Annotated in this window: 18 protein-coding genes; 2 read left to right on the top strand and 16 right to left on the bottom strand. The window is 44.6% G+C overall.

Features of this window, described 5'->3' with window-relative positions:
* Positions 1 to 110 precede the first annotated feature (110 nt).
* The 4 genes from ABXS75_03800 to ABXS75_03785 are packed head-to-tail and all read right to left on the bottom strand — an operon-like array spanning position 111 to position 4,789.
* Positions 111 to 1,484 (bottom strand): DUF4340 domain-containing protein, encoded by a 1,374-nt coding sequence (locus ABXS75_03800; protein ID XCP85937.1) that lies wholly within the window; start codon positions 1,482 to 1,484, stop codon positions 111 to 113.
* The gene (locus tag ABXS75_03795; protein ID XCP85936.1) at positions 1,477 to 2,925 is read right to left on the bottom strand and encodes a GldG family protein; all 1,449 of its coding nucleotides are present in this window, start codon (positions 2,923 to 2,925) and stop codon (positions 1,477 to 1,479) included. The genes ABXS75_03800 and ABXS75_03795 overlap by 8 nt, the downstream gene beginning before the upstream one ends.
* Positions 2,925 to 3,788 (bottom strand): ABC transporter permease, encoded by an 864-nt coding sequence (locus ABXS75_03790; GenBank protein XCP85935.1) that lies wholly within the window; start codon positions 3,786 to 3,788, stop codon positions 2,925 to 2,927. The genes ABXS75_03795 and ABXS75_03790 overlap by 1 nt, the downstream gene beginning before the upstream one ends.
* Positions 3,785 to 4,789, bottom strand: coding sequence for an ATP-binding cassette domain-containing protein (locus ABXS75_03785; GenBank protein ID XCP85934.1), 1,005 nt, complete (start codon positions 4,787 to 4,789; stop codon positions 3,785 to 3,787). Before ABXS75_03785 ends, ABXS75_03790 begins: the two co-directional genes overlap by 4 nt.
* A gap of 498 nt (positions 4,790 to 5,287) precedes the next feature.
* On the opposite strand from ABXS75_03785, the gene ABXS75_03780 reads away from it, so the two are divergent.
* Both ABXS75_03780 and ABXS75_03775 read left to right on the top strand, forming a co-directional pair.
* On the top strand, positions 5,288 to 5,971 hold the full coding sequence (locus ABXS75_03780; GenBank protein ID XCP85933.1) for a response regulator transcription factor: 684 nt from the start codon (positions 5,288 to 5,290) through the stop codon (positions 5,969 to 5,971).
* Entirely contained in the window at positions 5,968 to 7,017 is a 1,050-nt protein-coding gene (locus ABXS75_03775) for a HAMP domain-containing sensor histidine kinase (GenBank protein XCP85932.1), read from the top strand. The genes ABXS75_03780 and ABXS75_03775 overlap by 4 nt, the downstream gene beginning before the upstream one ends.
* A 105-nt stretch (positions 7,018 to 7,122) precedes the next feature.
* Here ABXS75_03775 and ABXS75_03770 read toward each other — a convergent pair whose 3' ends face one another.
* From ABXS75_03770 to ABXS75_03715, 12 genes are all read right to left on the bottom strand, one after another.
* Complete coding sequence (locus ABXS75_03770) at positions 7,123 to 9,003, bottom strand: ABC transporter ATP-binding protein (GenBank protein ID XCP85931.1); 1,881 nt, start codon at positions 9,001 to 9,003, stop codon at positions 7,123 to 7,125.
* Entirely contained in the window at positions 8,996 to 10,738 is a 1,743-nt protein-coding gene (locus ABXS75_03765; protein ID XCP85930.1) for an ABC transporter ATP-binding protein, read from the bottom strand. Before ABXS75_03765 ends, ABXS75_03770 begins: the two co-directional genes overlap by 8 nt.
* A 283-nt stretch (positions 10,739 to 11,021) precedes the next feature.
* The gene (locus ABXS75_03760) at positions 11,022 to 12,296 is read right to left on the bottom strand and encodes an MFS transporter (GenBank protein XCP85929.1); all 1,275 of its coding nucleotides are present in this window, start codon (positions 12,294 to 12,296) and stop codon (positions 11,022 to 11,024) included.
* A 269-nt stretch (positions 12,297 to 12,565) separates the two neighbouring features.
* Positions 12,566 to 13,900, bottom strand: coding sequence for a diguanylate cyclase (locus ABXS75_03755; GenBank protein ID XCP85928.1), 1,335 nt, complete (start codon positions 13,898 to 13,900; stop codon positions 12,566 to 12,568).
* A gap of 155 nt (positions 13,901 to 14,055) precedes the next feature.
* A complete protein-coding gene (locus tag ABXS75_03750; GenBank protein ID XCP85927.1) occupies positions 14,056 to 14,748 on the bottom strand; it encodes a class I SAM-dependent methyltransferase in 693 nt (230 codons plus the stop codon).
* A gap of 36 nt (positions 14,749 to 14,784) precedes the next feature.
* Positions 14,785 to 15,117 (bottom strand): DUF3795 domain-containing protein, encoded by a 333-nt coding sequence (locus tag ABXS75_03745; protein ID XCP85926.1) that lies wholly within the window; start codon positions 15,115 to 15,117, stop codon positions 14,785 to 14,787.
* A 28-nt stretch (positions 15,118 to 15,145) separates the two neighbouring features.
* Entirely contained in the window at positions 15,146 to 15,310 is a 165-nt protein-coding gene (locus tag ABXS75_03740; GenBank protein ID XCP85925.1) for a hypothetical protein, read from the bottom strand.
* A 53-nt stretch (positions 15,311 to 15,363) separates the two neighbouring features.
* Positions 15,364 to 16,203 carry an SMR family transporter gene (locus ABXS75_03735; protein XCP85924.1) on the bottom strand — a complete coding sequence of 280 codons (840 nt, stop codon included), beginning with the start codon at positions 16,201 to 16,203 and terminating at the stop codon, positions 15,364 to 15,366.
* Positions 16,204 to 16,332: 129 nt separating this feature from the next.
* Positions 16,333 to 16,533 (bottom strand): transposase, encoded by a 201-nt coding sequence (locus tag ABXS75_03730; GenBank protein XCP87082.1) that lies wholly within the window; start codon positions 16,531 to 16,533, stop codon positions 16,333 to 16,335.
* Positions 16,439 to 17,188: a transposase gene (locus tag ABXS75_03725; GenBank protein ID XCP85923.1), complete on the bottom strand. Its 750-nt coding sequence runs from the start codon at positions 17,186 to 17,188 to the stop codon at positions 16,439 to 16,441. Before ABXS75_03725 ends, ABXS75_03730 begins: the two co-directional genes overlap by 95 nt.
* Positions 17,189 to 17,538: 350 nt before the next feature.
* The gene (locus ABXS75_03720; protein ID XCP85922.1) at positions 17,539 to 17,931 is read right to left on the bottom strand and encodes a hypothetical protein; all 393 of its coding nucleotides are present in this window, start codon (positions 17,929 to 17,931) and stop codon (positions 17,539 to 17,541) included.
* Positions 17,932 to 18,297: 366 nt separating this feature from the next.
* Positions 18,298 to 24,174, bottom strand: coding sequence for a hypothetical protein (locus ABXS75_03715; GenBank protein ID XCP85921.1), 5,877 nt, complete (start codon positions 24,172 to 24,174; stop codon positions 18,298 to 18,300).
* Positions 24,175 to 24,994 lie beyond the last annotated feature (820 nt).

Genomic DNA, 24,994 nt, shown 5'->3' with positions numbered 1-24,994 from the left:
ACCCATATTTATTAACTCAAAGGGTACCCTTCTCTTCAAAACATTCCTGCTTTCATAGAACGGTACCCCTTTTACTTTTCACATGGACTCTACATTCAATCCATTTCCTGCTAATTCAAAACAATTGCATTGACTGACTCCATCAACTCTACCACAGAACTTCTTTCTACTAAGGAAACGGATTCGCCGTCAATCACTACAAGGCAGGAATCGCCATCATAACGGTATATTTCCACTTCCATATCCGGATATTTTTTATCTTTAAATTGTATGGTAAATCCAATTTCTTTCTTTTGTGAAGCCTCTTCATTTGTAAAGCTGTCTGCTTTTAGATTCTCGATAGCATCAAGGAAATCATCGGATTCTATTTCTTCATCCTGATACGTACAGATCAGCTCATCCTTCTTTTCCTCCACCGTAATGGTGTATGAAGATTTCTCTAAGGAAACCTCTATCTGAGATACCTCTGCCAGATCAGCGGTTACCACTTCCCGATGCCGCAGGGAGTTGTAGGATGCCTCCACAATTTCTTCATAGTCCGTATTATTAATCTCATAAATAATCTTAGAGTCTCCGATTCTCACATACGCAGAATATTCGTCTTCCTCCTTTTCTTCTTCATTGCAGCCCACGTGCATGACAAAGGTACTTTCCTTCTCTTCTTCTCCGTCTTCTGTTTCTTCAATATATGTCACCTGGACCGAAAATTCCGGCGAATCAAGACAATAGGTTTTTAAATCTTCTTCCGAAGCATTATATGTCACGTAATTCCCCTGATCAAGACCGCTTAATTTTTCCAGATACTCTTCTACCAGGGAGGTGTCAAGCGGAAGATACTCGCTGTCCTCTTTTACAAAATAAACATCGTCCTCACAATACGTATTGCTGCTTCCTTCTTCATATATAACTTCCAGAGAAGTGCTTCCCGAAAAACTGATTGCTTTCACTTTTTCAAAATCCGGCGTTTCATCGTCCCTTATCATATCCTTAAGTTCTACGTTAAAATATTCCAACGGGTCATCTTTCACGAGATATGCATTGCCATCGCCAATAGAGACATACCGCTTAGAATCCATAGTACTGTAATCTCCTAAAAGAATCTCATAGGTCTTTTCCTCTGTTTCCAGGGTAATCGTGCACTCCGGATTATCCAGACCATACTGCCCGTAATCCTCGACATCTTCGATAATAAAGGAAACTCCGAACTCCTGGAACAGTTCAAGCAATTCATTAATTTTATCTTCATCGACCGGAAATGCCTCGTCCTCATCATACTGCCAATTTTCATCCTTATGGAAGGCCAGTTTCTTCGAATCATATTCCCATGACAATTTATTAACCGTATCGTTGTCTATCTCCAGGATAATTTCATCGCTGTTTTTTATCTTCTCCTTTTGCTCTTCTATATTGCTCAAAATAAATGTCACAATACAGACTGCAAGAAAAATACCCAAAAGCAAATATATTTTTTTAGTTCTATTCATCGTTTTTTCTCCTCTTCAAGGTCACTCCAATACCGGTCATCAGATACAATAACGGAAATACACCTATCATGACGAATTTCAAAAGTGAGGCTGTGGAATCACTGATGGTAAGATAACTGTACTTCAGTGACTTGCTGCGGATAGATACTGCGTCGCTTTCTCCCACCATGGAAGATACTGCATTCATCACGAGATCAAGGTTTGCTCCAGACGAATATTCATTGTACATATCATCAACAAAATGGGAAGAAGCAATCCAGACAACCTGGCCTTCATTTGCATTTTCTATTGATACTGCCAGTGCAAAAGGACCATCCACATCTCCTTCTTCTTTTTCATAGCTGGTAAGATTATATCCGGCCTTCTTGCTATAAGATTCGTCCGAAGTAGTGAGCAGCTCCGTTACAGTTACACCATCCGGTGTCTCACCTACGGTCAAGCCTTTTGAGATCGGTACGATCGCATGGTATTTCTCTTCGATCAATGGATCTGTGATTTCATCACTGCAGATATTCGGCATTAAGATATATGGCATTTGGAACGCATAATATTCTCTGTCCATATCTATCACGATTCCCTCTTCCGACTCCACGCCATAATCCGACAGTAAGCTGTAAAGATTTGGTAATTCATCGTCTTCTGCAGGTCCTGCCATTACAAACAGCTTACCTCCGTCTGCAATGTACTTCTCCAGCAATTCCTTTTCTTCTGTGGAAATGTCGCTTGTCGGCGCATTGATTAATACGCAGTCAGCTTCTTCCGGAATTGAATCACTGTTTAACAAAGAAAAGGTATTGGTTTCCATATTTTCTTTTTCAATCTGTTCACTAAATGTTGAGGAAAGTTCCTCCTCGCCATGCCCCTCCAGTATATATAACTGCGGCTGCTCTGAATTTACCACATAATCGATAGCCGATGTTATAGCTCCTTCACCGTCAAAGGACGTACTGGAGGAACTGCTATACATACTTCCGCTGCTAAGATAGATGTCGCTGTATGAAATAAAACGGCTGCGATCACCACATTCTACAATCAGACTGTTATTGGAAACTGTTTCCGTGGTATACTGCTGGGCAAATGTCGGATAGATATCCGGATTCTTTTTTACAACCTCAAGATGCTCCGATAAACTGTCATATTTATCTAATAGTTTCTCGATCACATCATCTTCTTCACCGGACTGAACGACCCAGTAGATTGTCACATCCTCTTCCAGTGCATTGACAACAACCTTTGTGTTGCTGGTGATAGAATAAAGTTTCGTAGAACTGATATCATACTGCGTCAAATGAGACGGCAGAGCCTGTGCAAAAATATTAACTACGATCACTATTGCCAATACAATGGCCGTAATGGTAATGGAATAGGTCCCTCCTTTCAAAGCGGCCTGATTCATACCGGGACCTTTCAGTTTTTCTAATATTTTAAATTCATTTTTCATTAGTTGTATCTCCTTTTCTCAAGTGATTGTACCGAAAGAAACAGAAAGAAAACAACAACAGTCAGATAGTAAACAATTGCTGTCATATCAAATACACCGTTTACGAAAGTATAAAATCTCTCAAATAACGATAACTTTGTCATGATATTCGGAAGCAATCCTTCAAATACTGTTTTATCATAAAAATATGTGATCACAATCCCTATGGTAAGAACCAAACCAACGCCATAGGCCAGAATCTCGTTTTTCGTAAGGAGTTTAATAACTGCACATAAAAGGAATATAAGTGCACATAAAGCAATTACAGAACCCGTCACACTGCTGGAGATATAGTCCGCGAGCCTTACACTGTAATAGTTAAACAGGATCACAGGAACCGCAATTCCTGCTGCAAATCCCTGATTCTCTGTCAAAGAAGATATGAACATTCCGACAGCGATAAGAGCCGCCCCCATAATAAAGAATGCTATGAGGCTGCCATAAGATGTCAACAGATACACATCGCCAAACTGGGAAAAGACCAGAGGATATATTGAAACAATAAGCAGCGGAATCAAATATACAACCAGCAACGCCAGATACTTTCCGATAATGATATTCGATGTGGTAATAGGCAGCGAATATAACAATTGATCTGTCTTTTGTTTTCTCTCTTCTGCGATTACCCGCATAGTCAAAATCGGGACAATGCCCACAAAGATCAAACTAATAAATGCAAGTACATATTCAAAATTTGAAACCGCCGATTGTATATTGTACAGCATAGAACCAATACCAACAAATACCAGTAAAAATGCACCAAAAACGTATGCTGTCAATGAGTGAAAATAACTGGATAATTCATGTTTTAATACTGCTATCATTCGCTAACCTCCTCTGCCACTTCCTTTTCCGTCCGGGCGGCTTCTACATGTTCAATTTCAGGCAGTTCACCTTCAGTCAGTTCAATAAATATATCTTCCAGATTCGCCTTTTTGGATGTCATTTCCAATAATGCTTTTTCTCTTTCTGCAAAAGCAAAAAATAATTTCCGGCAGATATCGTATGTGTTTTCACTGTCTGTTTTCAGGCAGACTTCCAACAGGCCGTCTTCCTTTTCTTTGTATGATGCGTCCGTAATGCCTCCTATCGTTTCTAAAAGCAGACCAGTCTCTTCCGCTTCTGCCTCTGCAATGAAAATGATTTCATTTGACCCCAACAGCAATTTTTCCAGATTTTTCGGCTCATCAAACGCAATCAGCCTGCCTTTCGAAATAATCAGTACCTTTTCGCAGATTGCCTGCACCTCTGAGAGAATATGGGAGCTTAAAATAACTGTATGCGATTGACCAAGCTGCTTAATCAGATCCCTGATCTCAATAATCTGAATGGGATCAAGCCCCACTGTCGGCTCATCAAGAATAATGACCTGGGGGTTGCCCAGTAATGCCTGGGCGATCCCCACTCTTTGCTTATAACCTTTAGATAGTTTTGAGATCAGCCGATTTTTCACATTACTTATCCTGGTCTGCGATATCACTTCTTCAATTTGCGTTTCCAGTTCCTTCCCTTTTAGCCCTTTTGCCTCACCGACAAATCGTAAATATTCTAATGGCGTTTCATTCATATAAAGTGGCGGGAATTCCGGAAGATATCCTATCAATTTCTTTGCTTTGTCTGCATGCTCAAAAATATCATAACCATTGATTTCAACATGTCCTTCTGTTGCTGACAGGCAGCCCGTCATAATATTCATTGTAGTAGATTTTCCGGCACCGTTGGGCCCCAAAAAACCATACACATGACCTTCATCAATTTCAAACGAGAGATCGTCAACCGCTTTGAAATCGCCATAGCACTTAGTTAAATGCCTAACTGTAATCATTACAAACCTCCTTGCTGACACTTCACTGTCATTTCATTTTTTGCAATCAAAGCCATCATACTCAGATAAGTTAAACTCAATTTAAACTCATCCGCTCATTGTATGAAAATTCTGTGAAGAGAGTTTGAGTATCCTATTTTTCTTTTTTGTATCCCTTTCTTTTGTACCGCCATATTAAATATCCAAAATACAAAGTCAACATTGCATATAAAATTATGAAGCTTCTGGGGTCTTCTATTTTTGTAAACCTCAGCACCAGTGTTACTGTCATTACTACCCACACAACAATTAATCCTACCGTTCTCATCTGATATCCTCGCTTATTCGCTTCTTTCCGTTTTTTTGTTTTGATTATCATAAGTGTTTTTGTTAAACTAAATTTAAACTACACCCAGCATTATGTGAAAAAAATATAAACTCAAGAAAGTAGAGTATTTCTTTAAATTCAGTTTATATTTTCATGCTATAGTTCATTAATAATTATTGGGAGGTGTTTCAATGTTTCAATTATTAGTTGTAGATGATGATAAAAATATCCGGCGTTTTTTACGTGTAGTTCTTTCTCAGGCCGGATACAAAACCTTTAGCGCAGGCTCTGCGGAAGAAGCACTCCGTGTCATGGAAGATTCAAAAATAGATCTGATCATATTGGATATTATGATGCCCGGAATGGATGGGTATACTTTTTCAGAATTATTAAGAGACTGTCACAATGATATTCCCATTCTTATGTTATCCGCAAAGCAAATGCCCCAGGATATCAAAAAGGGATTTCTTTCCGGTACGGACGATTACATGACGAAGCCCGTTGATGAAGAAGAATTGGTTTTACGCGTCAAGGCGCTTCTCAGACGCTCTAAAATTGTGTCGGAACATAAACTTACCGTAGGAAATACAACTTTAAACTATGATACATTATCCGTAAAATCCGGTTCCAACGAGCAAATACTGCCTCAGAAAGAATTTTATCTGTTATACAAACTTTTATCTTATCCAAACCAGATTTTTACACGAATACAGTTAATGGAAGATATCTGGGGGCCATCGTCTGATTCCACAGACGCTACTGTCAGCGTTCATATCAACCGTCTGCGAAACCGATTTGAAAACTGCCCCGATTTCTCAATTGTTACCATTCGGGGACTGGGGTATAAAGCTCAGGTAAAGGAGGATACACTATGAGAAAACAGTCCAATTTCCCAACGAATATTGTATTAATCAGTACGGGAATCATTTTTATTCTCCTTACCCTGACTATGATTATCAGTAATACAATCATTGTGTTTCTTTCCAAACACGGACTGATATTCAACCCGCCGGAAGCATCTTTATTTCCATTTTTGCTTCAGACGGGTATTATCAGTATCCTGATCGGGACCGTCCTCACCTTATCCATCGGTCATCTGCCCCTGCGCCCGGTCAATACATTAATACAGGCAATCCATGCTGTTTCCGAGGGTGACTTCCAGACCAAAATCTATATGGAGCATCCACGGGAATTCAGAGAACTGTCACATTGTTTTAATCGTATGACGGAAGAATTAGCCGGAATAGAAATGCTGCGCTCTGATTTTATCAATAATTTCTCCCATGAATTTAAGACTCCGATGGTTTCTATTCTTGGATTTGCAAAATTACTGAAAAAAGGAAGCCTCACTCCAGAAGAACAATCCGAGTATCTGGATATTATTATCGAGGAATCCGAGCGGCTTACTGAGCTGTCAACTAATATACTTAATCTGTCAAAAGTAGAAAGTATGTCTCTTTTAACTGACTTTACTACATTTAATATCGCAGAACAGATTCGGGAATCCATTGTACTACTTGAAAACAAATGGTATAAAAAGGAAATCTCTTTTGACTTTGACCTGAAAGAATTACAATTTAACGGTAATGAACAATTACTAAAACAAGTCTGGATGAACCTTATTGATAACGCTATCAAGTTCTCACCTGCCAAAAGCGAGATTGCTCTGTCGCTGGCTGCCGATGATAATTCCGTTAAAATTATGGTGAAAGACTGCGGGCCGGGAATGGATAAAAAAACACAACATAAAATTTTTGACAAATTTTATCAAGGGGATATCTCTCACTCCTCTGAAGGAAATGGGCTTGGGCTGCCTCTCGTAAAAAAGATTGTAGAACTCCATCACGGAACAATTACTGTAATAAGTCAGCCTGGGCAGGGAAGCATCTTTATTGTTACACTTCCGGTTATGATGGAGTAATCTTCTAGCCAGATTAAGGTCCACCGAACCTTTACTCAGGTATGCTTGGCAACTCAAAAAAAGGAACCGAGTCGCATACACAACCGCCTCGGTTCCTCTTTAAATTTATGCACTAATTGCATTCCCCGTATAAAGCTGATAGTACCTTCCTTTTTCCTCTATCAACTGATCGTGGGTTCCCCGCTCAATAATTCTACCCTGTTCCAGAACCATAATGCAGTCTGCATTCCTCACGGTAGACAATCGATGGGCGATTACAAACGTGGTCCTTCCTTTCATAAGCTGATCCATTCCGCTTTGTACCAGTTCTTCCGTTCTGGTATCAATACTGGAGGTTGCCTCATCCAGAATCAGAACCGGCGGGTCTGCTACTGCTGCCCTGGCAATCGCAAGGAGCTGTCTCTGCCCCTGTGACAGACTGCCTCCATCTCCGGTAATCTGTGTTTGATATCCCTCCGGCAGCATACGGATAAATCCATCTGCATTTGCCAATTTCGCTGCTTCAACGCATGCTTCATCGGTTGCACCCAGATTACCATATCGGATATTATCCATGATGGTCCCCGTAAATAAATGCGTATCCTGCAATACCACTCCCAGACTCCTCCTTAAGTCTTCTTTTCGGATTTTATTGATATTGATACCGTCATAGCGGATTTTTCCATCCTGAATATCATAAAACCGATTAATCAGATTGGTAATAGTCGTTTTTCCTGCACCTGTACTTCCAACAAAAGCAACTTTCTGTCCCTCATTTGCATACAGCCTAATATCATGCAATACCATCTTCTCATCCGTGTATCCGAAATCTACCCCGTCCATGACGATATCACCTTTTAATTCCTTATATGTGATCGAATCATCTGCCTTATGATAATGCTTCCATGCCCAAAGACCCGTCCGTTCATTACTTTCTCGAAGCTGCCCTGCCAAATCTCTTTTTACATTGACTAGTGTCACGTAACCGTTATCCGTCTCAGGTTCCTCATCCAGCAGATCAAATATACGTTCAATACCCGCCATTGCCATAACAACGCTATTGATCTGCTGACTGATCTGACCAAAGGGCTGGTTAAAGTTTTTATTCAAAGTCAAAAAAGAAACCAACATCCCTATCGTTAATCCACTATATCCATTCAATGCAAGACCGGCACCTGCAATCGCACAGATTACATAACTTACATTACCGGTCTGCATAATCACCGGCATTAAAATATTGCCATAAGTATTCGCTTTTTGCGCACTGTCCCTGAGTTCCTCGTTGACTTTGCGGAAATTAGCCAGACTGTTCTTTTCATAACAAAATACCTTTACCACCTTCTGCCCACTCATCATTTCTTCAATATATCCATTCACTTTTCCCAGATTTATCTGCTGTTTTATAAAATATTTGCTACATAGTATTGCTGCTTTTTGTGCTACAAACAGCATAACTCCCACCATTGCGAGCGTTACGATGGTCAGCGGAACATTCAATGTTATCATCGCAAGAAAGACACTTGCAATCGTAACAATACTATTCACCAATTGGGGAAGACTCTGGCTGATAAACTGGCGCAGAGTATCGGTATCATTGGTATAAATAGACATGATATCTCCGTGAGCATGGGTATCAAAATATCTGATCGGCAATGACTCCATGTGATCAAATAATTGCTTTCTGATATTCCTCATCGTCCCCTGTCCGACATTTACCATAATACGATTATACATAAAAGAGCAGAGAATGCCAATGAAATAGATACCCGCAATCTGAAATAAGGCTTTCGCCAGAGGTCCAAAATCCGGCTCATCCACTTTAGTAAGCGGGATAATGTAATCATCAATCAGAGTTTGAATAAATAAAGTACCTCTTACTGTAGCCAGGGCAGACCCCAGAATGCCCAATACCACCAAAAGAATGGCAACTTTATAATCTTTCCACACCATCTTCAGAAGGCGTCCTGTACTTTCTGCACCTGATACCATCCCCTTCTTCCTATTCATCAAAATCTCCTCCTCCCTTTGTCTGGCCTTCATAAATAGAACGGTAGATCTCATTTTTCTGCATCAATTCCTCATGCGTCCCACAGCCATTTATCTTCCCATCATCCAATACAATGATCTTGTCTGCCTCCTGTATGCTGGATACGCGTTGTGCAATGATAAATTTCGTGGTTTCCGGTATTTCATTATGGAAGGCTTCTCTGATTTTCGCCTCTGTAGCCGTATCCACTGCACTGGTAGAATCATCTAAAATTAATACTTTTGGATTTTTAAGCAACGCACGTGCAATACACAGCCGCTGTTTTTGACCACCTGACACATTCGTACCGCCTTGTTCAATATGAGTGTTATACTTATCAGGAAAATTCTGAATAAACCCGTCTGCCTGTGCTAACTTACATGCGTGAATACACTCTTCTTCCGTAGCATCTTCCTTTCCCCAACGGAGATTCTCCAGAATGGTTCCGGAAAATAACTGATTCTTTTGTAATACAACTGCTACTCCATTGCGAAGTGTCGTTAAATCATATTCCCGAACATCTTTTCCTCCAACCATAACACATCCATTCTTCACATCGTATAGTCTGCTGATCAGGTTTACCAGACTGGACTTCGAACTTCCGGTACTTCCTATAATCCCTACCGTTTCTCCCGGTTTTACAAAAATATCTATATCAGTAAGGACAAGTTCACCGCTTCCTTCTGCTTTATATGAGAAATCCACATGCTGAAACTCTACACTTCCATCTGCGATTTCATAGCAAGGATCATCAGGATTTTGCAAATCTGTATTTTCATTCAGTACCTCTGCAATTCGTTTCGCACTGGCAATGCTCATACTGACCATAACGAATATCATAGAAAGTATCATAAGAGCCACCAAAATATTCATAACATAAGAAAATAAACTCGTAAGTTCTCCTGTCGTAAGGCTTCCCTTTACAATCATTTTTGCCCCGAACCAGGAAATTGCAATAATGCATCCATACATCGCAGTCATCATAGATGGGTTATTAAAAGCTAATCTTCCTTCTGCTTTCACAAACAAACTATATAAATTACTCACTGCTCTATCAAATTTACTTTTTTCAAACTCTTCTCTTACATAAGACTTTACGACTCGAATAGCCGTTACATTTTCCTGAACACTGGCATTCAAATCATCATACTTCTGGAATACCCGTGCGAATACAGGTATTGTGTTATACATGATGAGTCCAAGTGCGGCTGCCAGAAATACAATTGCCACGGCAAAGATCATGCTGATTCTCGCACTGATCATGACTGCCATTGATAATGCAAAGATCAGACTGATCGGTGCTCTAACACACATACGGATAATCATCTGATAAGCATTCTGTACATTCGTAACATCCGTAGTCAATCTTGTAACCAGTCCTGCTGTGCTGTATTTATCAATGTTTGAAAATGAAAATGACTGAATGTTTTCATACATTCCATCTCTAAGGTTACACGCCACCCCCGCAGATGCCTCTGCTGCATACTTCCCCGCAAGGACGCCGCAGCCCAGACCGAGAACTGCCATAACCAGCATTCCTCCCCCATATAGGTAGACATTTGACATGTTCTGCGCTTCAATTCCCTTATCAATAACAGAAGCCATCCACAATGGAATCATGAGCTCCAGAATCACCTCTAACACCGTAAACGCCACTGAAAGTATTGATGCTTTTTTATACTGTTTAATCTGTTTCATGAGTGTTTTTACCGTCATGCTTCTAACCCTCCTGCTCCCTGTTTTCTAATCATTCTTTGCATCCTCCACGCCATTTCCTTCTCATTTCATTAGAATATCCTTTTTACTTAAACTGATTTTAAACTAATGATTCTTAAAGATTAAAAAAATATAAAATTGTTTTCACGTTTTGAAAACCGAGATGAACGTCCACCGGACGTTCACTCAGGTATGCTTGGCAACAAAAAACCTTGGGATACAAGCAATTTCACTCATATCTCAAGGTTTAATTTTTTCTACTGGACGCTAATCATTTTTTAATCTACAGCTCCCGAATATCCTTCCTGCGATAAAACATAAAACTAAACGAAGCCCCTAACACCCCGGTACATAAAAACATAACCGCCATACCGCTTCCTACCCCTTCGCCTACCAGCACTCGCAGAGCCAGTGTAACAACATTGTCCCTAAGCATAAAGGGTTCAAACACATAATCCGCCAAAAGACCACCAAGCAGAATTCCTAGCGGAATGCTGCCAAACTGAATGGCATTTCTTACGGCAAACACTCTCCCCTGGAGTTCTTCCGGGATATTTCGATATAGTATGACCATCTGTCCCGCCTGGATAAACGGAATCGGCATACTTGCCGCCAAACCGGCAAACGACCAGGCTATTACATTTCTGCCGATTCCCATCATGAGATCCCCCAACAGAAACGACAGCAATGCCGATATATAAATCATCTTTGCACTGCTCGCCTTTACTTTTCCGGTGGAAACGATAATACCGCCTGCGATTCCACCCATTCCCATGACTGCATTTACAATACCCAGAATAACACTGTCATTTGCACTTCTTGAGAGAATCATCGGCGACAAAATATTCTCGTAGGTTAATCGGGAAAAGAAATTGAGCAACGCCATCGTAAGGACGACCATAAAAATCTCATTCTTTTCTCTGAGATACACAAACCCTTCCCTGCATCCGGCAAATGCAGATTTCTTTTCCCCCTTCCGTGCCTGATCTTCCGGGATTTTCAGCACAAAAAGAAGTACACAAAAGGCAAACAGAAAGCTCGCCAGGTCGATTACCAGAATCAGTCTCAAACCGCCAAAGACAAACAGCGAGGCTGCCGCTACCGGAGAGAGAACAGCGACGAGATTGCCGGAAAAGGAATTCATTCCGCTTACCTGCTCCAATTTCTCTTTTGGTACTATTTTACCGATCGCGACCGCAGATGCCGGTCCCTGGAAAGCGTTCATAAAACCAATAATAAAATTCACCAGATAAATATTCCATATCTGCAATTCATTTCCCATGCTCAAAAAAAACAGGGCAGCGGAACATCCCGCGGCAATACTGTCCGACACCAGCATGATGCTCTTCTTGCTGTGGCAATCTATGAAAGCTCCGGCAAACAGACTCGCAATAATGTACGGGACATAATTAAAAAACGTCATGAGCGAAACGGTCATCGCCGTCCCTTCCTGCACATACGCCCACAAAATCAGCGCAAAACTCGTCATAGAACTGCCAAATTGTGATAACGCCTGACTGAGCCAAAATACGATATATCTTCTAAAATTATTCTTCATTGAATTTCTCTCCTTATAGATATTTTTAATTGCCAGACATACCTGAAATAAGGTCCAGTGAACCTTATTTTGGTAAATTTTCTATAAGTGCAAAATCCAATGTGGACGATTTCCTACCATAGGTCTAAATATCAATCAACCTATCCAATCATCATCTCTGTACAAGTATCGTCCAATCACCAGACCTTGCACAGAGTACTGCATTCAAATTAATTGTTAAATGGCACAGCATGCTGCTACTCCTTTCCTTTGAAAACCCAATTTTCCCTTTATCTTCTCCTGTCTATTCCTGCCGCCTTATAATAAGCGGATTTATCCTTATACATCAGTTTTTCTGACTCGGATAAAAGACTGTCAATATTTTTCTTTCCCTCTTTTTGCCAGAAGGCACCGACTGCCATGATAACAGAGCTTTCCTGTAAATCTTTTTTCAGCGCTTCGACTCTTCCGCTTAGCTCTTCTTCCTCTATTCCCGGACACAGGGCTAAAAATTCATCTCCGCCGATGCGGAACATCTCATAATCTGCAAAAACTCTTCTTAAGCTCTCGCATGCACGGAGGAGCAGCCTGTCTCCTGCCTTGTGGCCCTCCGTATCGTTGACCCGTTTTAATCCTGTCACATCACAGAATACGATACCCACGCTTTCCCCATCCGATATATTCTCAATCTGCTCATTCATCGCATATCTGTTGCCGAATTTTGTTAGCTGATCGGAATAGCTCATACACTGCAGCATTTTTACCAGATTACGCCTTTTCATGGATGAAGAAATAAAATATCCCATGATCTGGAGCATATCGTAGGTATAATCATGAAATCCTGCAGGGGGATTATCCACGCCATAAAAACCAATCACATTCTTGTCGTTGTAAAGCGGGGCCACCACGAGCGAACGGATATTCTGACGTTTCAGAATCTCGTACAGCGTCGAATCCACTTCACGTATATTTTCCAGATCCTCAATCACGATTTTCTTGTTCTCTTTAAACCTCTGGTACCATTCTGCACAGATTTCGGGAGGTAAATTCTGCAAACTGTCCTTTTCCGGCGTCACTCCGTTTGCCACCCATTCATAGGTATTATCGTCACAGCCGGCTTCATTTTTCTCAAAAATATAAGTTCTTTCGGCATTCAATGCTTTACCAAGATATTCCAGTATGATTTCAATAGTCTGATCAGGCGTAGCTGCCTGCAGAGCAATCCGAAGCCCTTCATTTACCAGCTTCTCCATATTCTTATAGCCATGGATCACATTACTTTGCCACTCCGATGTCTCTGCGTCCAGCGCAAGCTCTATCCGGTAACGTCTTTGACCCTCCACCATCATGGTATCCTTTAGCACCAGATACCTTCCAAGGACCGGCTGATAATATCCCCACTCCTTGAATTTACCCGGTGACAGCTCATGATTCGTACAGATCGCACAGGGTTTGGAACAGTTCTGAAGCACCTCGTAGCATTTCTTCCCGTAAATTTCTTCCAGAGAATGAAAACCATATACTTCCAACAGCTTCTTATTCATATAAATCAATTCGTAACTGTCCATATCTGAAGCATATACAAATTCATTCAGGTTCTCAAAAAATTCCCAGATTTTCTTCATAATCATCTCCCCCCCTGTCCTATGCAATTCCTGATGCTGCAAAATGTTTGACACAGTTTTTTATAGTAGATATAGTTGTTTATAGGATAACTTATTCACCCTGAACAAAGCAAGTATTTTTCACGATTTCCAGGTAACCACCCATAAATTATGTCTTAATTCCTCTTTTTCAACACACAAATATACAAGTATTCGCTTTCCCACATCTGGGAATCTACAACATTTTCCCCTTTTCGCAATTCTACAATATCAAATTTTGCTCCCCAAAACTCCTCCAGCCTCTCTTTGGTAAATGCAACCCCTGTTTGCCTGCTCTTATAAAACTCATAATCATCTATCTCATCTGCGCCATCACCTCCCGCCGCAAAACACAGCAAAATGAAATAGCCGTTTTCTACTAATATATTTGATACAATATCCCTGTATTGCAAACGTCTATGCGGAGATAAATGGTGGAAAATACCACTGTCTATTACCAATTCAAACCTTTTATTTGTCAAGTCTAATGCAAAAATATCTCCCGCCTTAAAGATCACTTTTTCCGCCTTGCTGTCCCTTGCATTTCTTTTTGCATTTTCTATTGCAACCTCTGATAAATCGTATGCTTCTGTCTCAATATCATTTCCAGACAAATAAATTGCGTTTCTTCCTTCTCCGCAGCCAAATTCACAGGCGCTCTTAATATTGTGCTCCCTTATGAACTCAACGACACACTTATCTGGCAGCTTATTGTATTTCAAAAAAGGCGCCGGCTTGTCCCTTTTGGTATAAAAAGTGTTCCAATCTACTCCTTCCGTATACTGATCAAGCATATCATATAAATCTTCTATTGTATTTATGTAATGCATATATACCCCCCATTTTTTATCTTTCCTGTTGTGTTATTATCGCTCCAGGTTTTTTGCCTTCTCTTGCGCTGCATTGCCTAATTTCTCATAGGCATAGTTTCCGTTTTTCCAATTTTTCAGATTGCGAAGTCTTGCTCCATGATCGCCATGCTCTGGATCATCAAACAGATCTCTGAGCTTTTGACAGGGCATATCTGCACATTCACCGCAATGCTCAAATCCCTTTTCCATACAGCATTTCGCTTTATCGCACTCGCCCCAAAACATCATTCCTCTATTGGCTTTACAGCCCTTACATCCGATTTTATCTTTCCATTCGCACACTCCGCAATATGTACCGCAAAAGGCTATCATCTTTTTATTTATCATCAATATCTCTCCTCCTTGTTTCTTGATTTTAGCATATTGTCAACAGTTTTACTACAGGAATTGATGGGATCTTCCCCATGAAAGCTACTCCTGCTTCGTTTCTCTCTTCCCACCTATCATCCGCATAATCGCTCCCACAGTCTGCTTTTGCTGTTCTTTCGAAGAAATCTTTATTCCGCTTTTCTTCCACCATTATTTATCTACCTCACTTCAATATCATAATATCGCGACTATCACATGACGGCATTACAAATTCAGTAACGCCAATGCAAGAAAAATCAACGCGATTGCAGCGAGCTTTTTCCTGCTCAGTTTCTCTTTAAACAGCACTACACCCACAACGCTAATGACCACAATGGTCACTACACTATACGCCGGATAAACAATGACTGCAGGCAGATGATGAAGCGCCAGCAGCAGAAAACGAGAAGAAAAATAATTCGGAATCCCGATACAGACGCCTGCCAAAACATCCCATACGCAAAGTTTCTGACGTTCTTTGATCCAGAGCACGAATGCGCACACACCGGCCGCCAGAAAGGTAAAAAGCAGATAGTGGTCTTTTAATTCTGTGCTCCCCAGCTTATCATAAATATTTGCCATCGAGTCAGTAAAGCCACTGACCAATAGCAGAACAATCAGCAGGAACTGATATTTAGAGGCCTCCACGTTTTCCTTCTCAAAGTGAATTATGATAATAGCGGCAATCGCCAGTCCGATGCCTAATACCTGAAAAAATTCAGGTTGCTCACGAAAAACAATGATAGCCATAAGCGTCGGAATCAACACACCCAGCTTCATGAACGTGGCAGCTAAGACTACACCATTTTTCCTGATATTCTGCTGCAAAAGAACAAAACTGGTCAAATACAGAACGCCTGAGAACACTCCAAGGCAGGCCGCAATGCCCGCTTTCGCCTCCGCCCTCCCAAAATCCAGATTATCCATAAACAGCAGGGAAAGAAACGAACAGGCAGCGTAATTCGCCACAAACATTCCCATATTATTCTTAACTTTACCTTCACTAAGACGCATAACCGTTGACACCAGCGCGCTGGCGATAATCGCCAATCCTAAATACAACATAGTCTTTTATCCCTTCTTCCCTCACTATTGATTCTATATCTTGGGGCAGTCGGTTAATACCGATTTCTGACAGTCCTTATTTCAAGGCGCAAAAACCCCTTGTTTGGATATTTGAAGGCGTTCCCTTTTCTATGCTGTTTTTTGCCCGGTTTTTCCTTCATATTTCTCAATCTCTTGATGTAAAAACCGATGGTATTTATTGATATTTCGACCGATCGCATACAGCATAAACTCTTTATATACTTTTTCGGCTGAACGGTAGTTGAACCGCCGGAAGTTTTCGTTCTCTTTGATATCTCCAAAGTGCCCTTCTGTCTGGATCGAACGGATCTGACGCTTCAGTATCCCTTTTTCGCTCAGGATATTCGCATTGGATGCTTCCTGTACGCATATGGCGAAGCTCCCGTTCATCCCGGCAGATATAGAAATGTTCATCTTCAAACACCTGATATGTCATGTTGTAATACTTTCCAATATCCTCTTTATACGCACGGGTCTTCCGTTTTTCATGGTCCTGCAGTTTAATATAACTCGCAATGCCATTCTCTTTCAGATACAGCAGGTTCTTTTCGCTGCAGTATCCACTGTCTGCAGTTACTTCTTCCAGCTCTTTCCCAAAAGCCTTGCGGTGCTTTTCTAATACCGGAATCAGGGTGTTGTAATCGGTACGGTCATTGCTTACATACCCGTGGATGATGAAATAGTTCTCCATTGCGATCTGTACATTATATGCCGGTTTTAACTGGCCGTTCAGCATATGGTCTTCCTTCATTCTCATAAAGGTTGCTTCCAGATCTGTTTTGGAATAGCTGTTGCGGTCTTTCCCCATGATCTCAAAGCATTCTTTATATTCCATCAGACGGCTCCCGCATTCTTCCAGTTCCTCATAGAGTTTCTGGATCCCCGGTTTATGTTTTCCTTTCCCACAGACAAACCGGATCCCTTCCCCTTCTGCAATCCTCAGCAGGTTCTTCTGCAGTTTCAACAGCTCCAGTAGGGAGCAGTTGTCAATCTCTATCACGGTATGATTGGATTGTACCCGGTTCTTCCCTTATCTGAATAACAGGCAAGCAAGCCTGTAAAATCTAATTCCTCCTTCACTTTTTTCAGGGTATAGACTGGATCGTCATCGGGTAAATGCAATTCGAAGAAACTGAAGTTAATTTTCTGTTGCCCAATTTCAAAAAATTCGTTATAATAATCTTGTTTTAGCATAGTTCCATTATAACATGGAACGGGAGAGAAGATGGCTGTCGTTAGCCATCTTTTTTCTTTTTATCATAAAGTTAAGGAGAGGTTGTAGTCACTTTTGACCACAACCTCTCCTGTTTGAGACTATCTATTTCCCGATAGCCCCATCACCTGATATTCCATAAAGCTCATGGAGGAACCGCACAGAATCAGATAAAGTTTACTGTCCTGCCACTGATGGTCGATAATGTGCTGGAGCCGGGAGAAAATCGACTTCTCCGCTTTAGCCAAATAGGGGTACTCATCAATCACAAATACCAGCCGTTTTCCCCTTGCCATCGCGGTAACAGCATCCAGCGCATCCGCATAGCTCTGATAGGTAGGCGTGCTGGCGATGTCCGGGTTCTGACAAGTAAAGATTGCCTTGGAGAGCGCCTCCAAATTTTCCTGGGAGGACGCATTTAAGGCAGAAACAAACCGGCTTTTTTCATAACGACGATTCATCGTGCGCAGTTCTTCTTCCCGACAATAAAACATAGTTTCTTCCTCCCTTTTCTCAAATAGCTGAGTTACGAGTTGGTGTATTTTGAGTTTATTACACTCTGCTTTGTTTTTTGTCAATAGTAATGCAAAAAGAATGGTGCAAAATCTTCCCTGAATATGACTACCACTTTTCCAACAATACGAAAAGCAGCACAGACTATCAAATCAAATCCGTGCTGCTTTTCCTATTCAATTGCCCCACTCTTTTTAGATAGGCCACTGCGTCCGAATGACCCCGAAAGCAAATTGGTGGCCGCTCCATATCTACCAGCTTGCGCCGGAGTCGATACGCTTCCCGCAGAGCAGCAAGTTCCTCTTGATTTGAATGTCAAAGAGGCTATTTTGCTTGCGTGGCTGGCCTTACTTCACAATAAAATCCCAGTACTCGATCTTATCGTGATATTGGAATTCCAATCGGTAGGTGCCGGGGGCCGCTTTCTCGAAGATCTCGGCAGTCCACGACCTTGGCCCTGTCCCTGGACTGAGGGATTCGCTCGCATACGGCAGAACATCTTCCAGCGATTTCGCCTCATAATTCTTCCCGCTTCGGTTATACCGGAACAACCGTACGGAAACCTTCTCCGGATTGTTCTCAGGGCCTTTCGCCTCCACGGTCAGTTCCATGGATTCTCCAGGGGAATAAAGGTGTGTCTGCTGCGTGACGGAGAGGGCAATGGACGGATTTGGCTTCACTGTAAACGTCCGATCGTCTATCCTTGTGGTGTCCAGTTCGTTGTGATAGTACGCGTCCTGAGAAGAATACAGCGTTGCTTTCAACTTCACCTCTCCCTCCCGGAATCCTACCATCTCTGTCCGCATGGTGACGGTATGGGTGCCCGTGCTCTTCACCGGAATGCAGACCGACCGATTTTCCTCCCCCGGGGTCAGAAGTTGGTTGTCATAGGTGAAGGTGGTGCCCGCCGGGAATGGTTCTCCCTTTTCCCGCTCCAGCAGGACAGAATATTCCCGCTCACCGTAACGGGTATTCTCCCCTGCGTTATTATCCGCATTGATGGTAAAGGTCACATCGAAGGTGTCCTTTGCATAACTGCCCGTTATCCCATTTACCGTCAGGCTCTGGTTTCCGGTGCCTCCCATAACATCGAATCCATTGCTGACCACAGGATAGCTGCGGGTATAAACCGGCGAACTGCCCGACTTGGAGATCACGTTCACGCCGTCCATGATATCGACATCATCGCTGCCCGACTTATACGTATGGAGCAGGCGAAGCTGCCCTGTAAGCTCATCCTGCATTCCCGCCGCCGTCTCCTGGGACTGATCCGTCTTCGAGAAGTCGAAGATAAAGCTCAGATTCTCCGTCACCCTCTGGCTGGCGGTGTTGGAAATGTTGCCGCCCGATGCTGCTACGAAGTTGTAGGTTTCACCCTCTTTGCCCAGGCTGTTCATCTTCTTAAATTTCGCCAGGTCAATTTCGGTTTCGTTTCCAATGCAGTAGTAATACCAGTAGGTGGGCGTGTAGTTGTCGATCTGGGCGATCATGGTGATCATCGTGCCCGCAGGTAAGGTGATGCCATTGGAATGCTGCATCACTGACTCCGTTAGAGGATTTATACTTGTCTGCCCTTCTTCAGTCGGCGCGTACTTGCCTTTCGTATATGTTACCTCGTAGCCACCACCTGTTTGCTTGATTTCATAGTCGGTTTTCGCCCCTTCCGTGGCATGGATCAGGTTTACCGTGCCATCATCGTTTACCTTCACCGTGAAGCCAACGCCGGTTTCATTATCCAGCAGATAGATCTCCTCGACCGCAGTGGTCAGGCACTCCGTCATCGTGTCCGTGGCGGTATTGAAGGCGCTGGGCATGAACTTGGTGATGTACTGCACCGTGAAAGCCGAGTCTCCGGTGATACAAGGGGTTGCTTTGGTGGGCACACCGGCGTAAATGCGCCCCGCGCTCACAAACACGTCCTGGGTCGGAACCAGACGGACAATGGAGGTAAAGAGATTGATTTTTATCGAGCTTGCATCCTTAACGGTATCATATCCGGTTCCGCCTTGTTCCGTGCTGTACACATCGAAATCCAGCGTTACCGGCACATCCCGGATCTCCGTCTGCACCGCACGGCCCTTATGGAGCACCACCATCAGTTCCAGATTGGTGGTGCCGGCCTTCGCCGTGATCAGGTCATTGGGCTTAAAATCTTTTTCCTGATCTGTGCTCTCCTTCTTGCCGGATACATAGGAGTTATCTGATGTCTTTCTGATCACCCATTCGTCATTTTGGTAATACAGGAATCCAATGGATTCTTCCGTGATATTACCACTGCTGCCGCTGCTTATGACTTTCAGCTCCAGAGCGTATTTGTCGCTGTCGGCATAGACTTCCTTCCATTCATCCACCAGCTGCTTGGAGCAGAAACTGTCAGATGCATCGGGATCCTCGTCCGGTTTTTCGCCCGAAATACTTTTCAGGATGTAATGCCGGTCCTCCATCTCCGTGAGCACCGCAGTGCTTTCAAAATCCGTATCCAACGTCCCGATATAGCCGGTCACCTTCATATCATAGACATACTTGTTGCCTTTAATATACCAGTAATAATAGCTGTAGTCCCCGTTTCCACCGGCCTTGCTGCGATAGCCGCCCACGTTATGAGAAATGATCATATAGGGCTGCTGATCATCCGGGACAGGCTGCCCGTCTTCCGTATGCTTGGATGTATCCTTGGTCACGCAGACAAACGCGCCGGTGGAGCCGGAGTTCAGTGTATCCTTATCGCCGATGGAGGCATAGACGAAGCCGCCGCCGGTTCCGGGATTGGCATGGAGCAGGGAGAGAATAAACACACCCTTCACATCACCGTACTCGGTATCGTTCTTCTTGATCTCCAGATACTTACCATTGGCCACACAGATCTCGTTGAAGGACTTAAGATTGGCATACTGGTTGGAAGGTTCATCCGTTTTGTCATATTCCTCCTGATACTTCCCCTTACCATGCACGTATTCCATATACGCGTTGCGGTAATGGATAATCCGGTTGTTGTTCCCCAGTACCCTGCGGATCGAACCGTCTAGATTGTCATACATGCCGTTCTGGGTCGAATCCTTGCCCTCGGGAACGCCGTCATAGATGTAATCCAAACCCACACCGCCCCGGGTGGTATAGCTATTCTGACCGTTGTTGCCCCGGTTGATGTAGCGGGTATCATAGTGCTCATCGCTCCAGAGGCCGCCCAGATAGTTTACAATCTCATTGAGCTTGATGGTGCTGTTCTGACGCATGTTGAGCTGCTCCACCCGGTTGATGGAATAGAGGGTGTCGTCTGCGTTCTCATCCACCAGATCCTCCGCCCCTCGGAGTACGAACCTACTGTGCTGCACATTCACGACATCGGCCCGCTGCAGGGAGTAGAAGGTTTTCAGCTTGTTGCCCACTCCTTTACCGCCTATCAGATATCCTGCATTGAAGCAGCGGATATTGACGGTTTTTTCTCCGTTGACCAGGCAGAGGTTTCCATCGCCATACAAGCCGCCGCCCAAATCACCGCCGGTCTGGTCGAAATAGATGGCGGTAGATCTGCTTTCGACTCTGCCGTGAACGCCGATGATGTTGACCTCCACATCGCCCACTACCGTGTAGATCGTTGGGTTGGTGGAGTTATTTTCTCCCTTGGCGCCGCCGCCGAACACGCTCTTGCCGATGATTATGGGGTCGTAAGTATCAGGCTGCTCCAAAACATTGACCTGGGTCGCCAGTGCATTATCGTGTTTTGCGCCTGATACCGGGACTCCGTTAGGCTGTGCCGGATCATAATGCAGCGGAAGCCGCCTTGTACTGCTCTGATTCGCGTAAACACGGCTCTGGTAGCCACCACCATAGACGCTGCCGCCCACATAGCCGCCGGTAATGTCCGTCTGGCAGGCGCCGAATACAGCGCCCATATTCAGGCTGTAATCCGTACCTTCTGCGGGCTTGCCGTTGCCGCCGCCGAACAGATCCCCTTTCACATAACCGCTTATAAGCTGCACATGGGAATATCCGTCTTCCGAGATCGCCGCCGTATTGCTGCCGACATGGATGGTTCCGACACCAACCTGACCCATGTCGCCGCCGCCATAGACATTGCCTTCAATACGGCTGACTTCTGGGTTCTTCCAATCAACGCTCACAGAGCTTGCGCCGGAGCCGACTTCGTCTTTATTTATCGTATCTGTCACTTCTTCCGTGACGACCACGTCATAACCATCGGATAAATCGGTGTTATTGGGATCCTTAATGCGGAGCTTTGTGTTGATCACAACATCCGTGGTACCGACAACAGAGCTTTCGCCATAACCCGCGCCGTACACATGGGCTTTGATGACGATTTTGCTGTCTGCATCGTCCTCCTTCTCCTTGACTATGACATGAGATTTATCCACTCTGCCGAAGCCGCTGCCACCGTACAGGGTACCCTGAACGGTTCCGTTCATCGCGCGGACATCTGTCTTACCAACAGAGGTATCTTTACCTCTGCCGCCGCCGAAGACGGAGGTAAACTGGGAACTCACAGGCGTCACATCCCCCAGGATATTCACCTGGGTCTTGGCTACGTTTCCTTTCTCATTGCATCCTGCGTAAACCGCCGTATTCACCTTGACATTCTCCAGGTTTAGGGTAACGCCCTTTTTTGAAATCACGTCCGCCGCGTTGCAGCCGCCGATGATATAGGTATATTGCATATCCGGCTTGTCAAAGGTATAGGTCAGACCTTTGGAATGGGTCATTGCGCCTGCATTGCCGCCGCCGTAGAAGGTCCAGACCTCGCCCTTTTGCAAATCAAGTGTCGGATGAATCGCCATATCTGCCTGATTGTTGCCGCAGAAAAGATTCGTGACCTTCGCTTCGCCGTCTTTCGGGGCATTAATGGAAACACTGTCCGTTACCGTAGCCGCATTGCCGCCGCCGTAGACGTCGGAGGCGGTGCCGGACTTGAGTACGACTTGGGTCGTTCCGGTTACTGCCTTGTTGCCGCCGCCGTAAAGACCACCGGTGGTGGTTTTGTCAGCGTTATTCTGCGTAGTTCCCACGGTAGCGCCTGCCAGCTTCACATAGGTGGAGGGCATCGCGCCGCTCTGGTTGTTGCCGCCGTAGACTGTGCCGTAGATACCCTTGGTCAGGGTCAATTTTACGCCGCCTGGCACATCCGCCTTATTGCAGCCACCGTAAACCGTGCCGATCTCGATGTTTTCGGCGTTCAGATTGTATACAAGGCCGTCCTTTACCGTCATAGCACCCTGATTACCGCCGCCGTAAAGGGTTCCGATCTTGCCGTCTGTCAGTTCCAGTGTCGGCTGAATCTCCATATCCGCCTGATTGTTTCCGCAGTACAGGGTGCCGATGGCCTCCGTGTTATCTTCTACATTGACTTTGATGGAGACTGATTCCGTAACCGTTGCCTCTTCTCCGCCGCCGTAAAGGGTATCCACCCGACCGCCGGTGATGGTAATGTTTGTGCGCAACGCAACCGCACCTTGACCAAAACCGCCGCCATAGGCATTCCCGGTTGTGCCGCCGGCAATGGAGACGTTTGTACCTAGTCCATCATAAGGCGCTTCACGTCCGCCTCCTAAGAGATGCGCAACCTTTACGCTGCTATCCTCCGGGATTGTGACGTTAATAGAACCTTTGATCTCTCCGGACATCTCGTTGCCACCAAACACACTGTCGTATGTGCCGCCATTCAGCGTCACATTGGTGTTGCCCTGTACCGAGGCGTTTTGGCCGCCACCGAACACCGGGCTATGTTCGTCAGCCGTACCGCCGTTTACAACCACCTCTGTGCTGCCGTAGATCGTAGCAAATTCTTTTTCCATTTCTCCGCGGCCGCCGCCAAACACTTCGCTGTGAAACAATTTCGCAGTGGTTTCCAAAGTGACATGGGTTACTATATCGGTTTCACCGGAAGTGCCTACTGTGGCCAGCTCGCCGCCACCATAGACATTACCCATCAGGGCACCGCTCACCGTAACATTGGTAGTCTTGGCATTGGCATCGATCAGGTTTTCTCCTTCCTTAACGCCCTTGCCACCGCCATAGACATCGCCGGACCAGCGGTTCACGGTTACAGCACTTTGGCCTGTAACTGTTCCCTTCTCGCCGCCGCCATAGACGGAGAAGTCATTTAAAGGACTGTCTTCGTTATCTTTTTCTAAAGCCTGTGATTCCGGCAATGCCAGAGTGACATTGGTATTCTCAACCTCCGTCTTTTGACCCAGACCCGCGCCGAACACATCACAGTCCGGGAGGTTGTTGACGGTAACATTCGTTTCGTTGACTTTGCCGTTGGTATCGCAACCGCCGTAAACGGCTCCTTTAATGGTGATCTTTTTAACAGTGACGCTGACTGTGCCGTTGACATTTGCCGCCACAGTATCTGTGCCCTGCGCGCCGCCGAAAACGGAGCCGGTGACAGAATCTGAATCATTGGCCATATCCACAGTCAGGTCGATATTGCCATAAGTGGACGCCTGCTTGCCGCCGCCGTAAACGTTACCGGTGATGCTGCCACCCTCCAAATTCACGGCCGTAGAGCCAGAGACGCTGTTCGTTCCCACGGAGCCAAGGTTGCCGCCGCCGTAGATATTACCCTTAATGGTGCCGCCGGTGATGATAGCCTTAGACGCGGATACCACGCCCTTGTCGGGATCCGGCTGCCCCTGATTGGCTCCGGATAGGACGATCTCCCCGGCGCCGCCGGCGAACAGATCGGTGTTCACCTCACCGCCGATGACGTTCAGTATGCTAGTGCCAACGCCGCCGGTATAACCGCCGGCAGCCGCGTCGCATCCTGCCGGAATCACGGCACCGTCCTGAATGGTCAGGGTCGCTGTATCTGTCACGCCGCCTCGGGCGCCGGAGCCACGGAGATAGTTAAGCACCTGTGCGGAGCTGTCCAAGCCGTCACCAATGGTGACATTTGTCTTGCCCACGGTAGCATCATTCGCCTCGCCGCCGCCGTAAACACGTTTGGCGGTGCCGCTCTTAAGGTTCACTGCTGCCGTACCGCCGACCGTCCCGGTGTAACCGCCGCCATAGACGCGGAGAGCCGAA

The sequence above is a fragment of the Roseburia hominis genome, from assembly GCA_040702975.1.
Classification (GTDB): Bacteria; Bacillota; Clostridia; order Lachnospirales; family Lachnospiraceae; genus Allocoprococcus; species Allocoprococcus hominis_A.
This window is presented reverse-complemented; position numbering and strand designations above follow the sequence as displayed.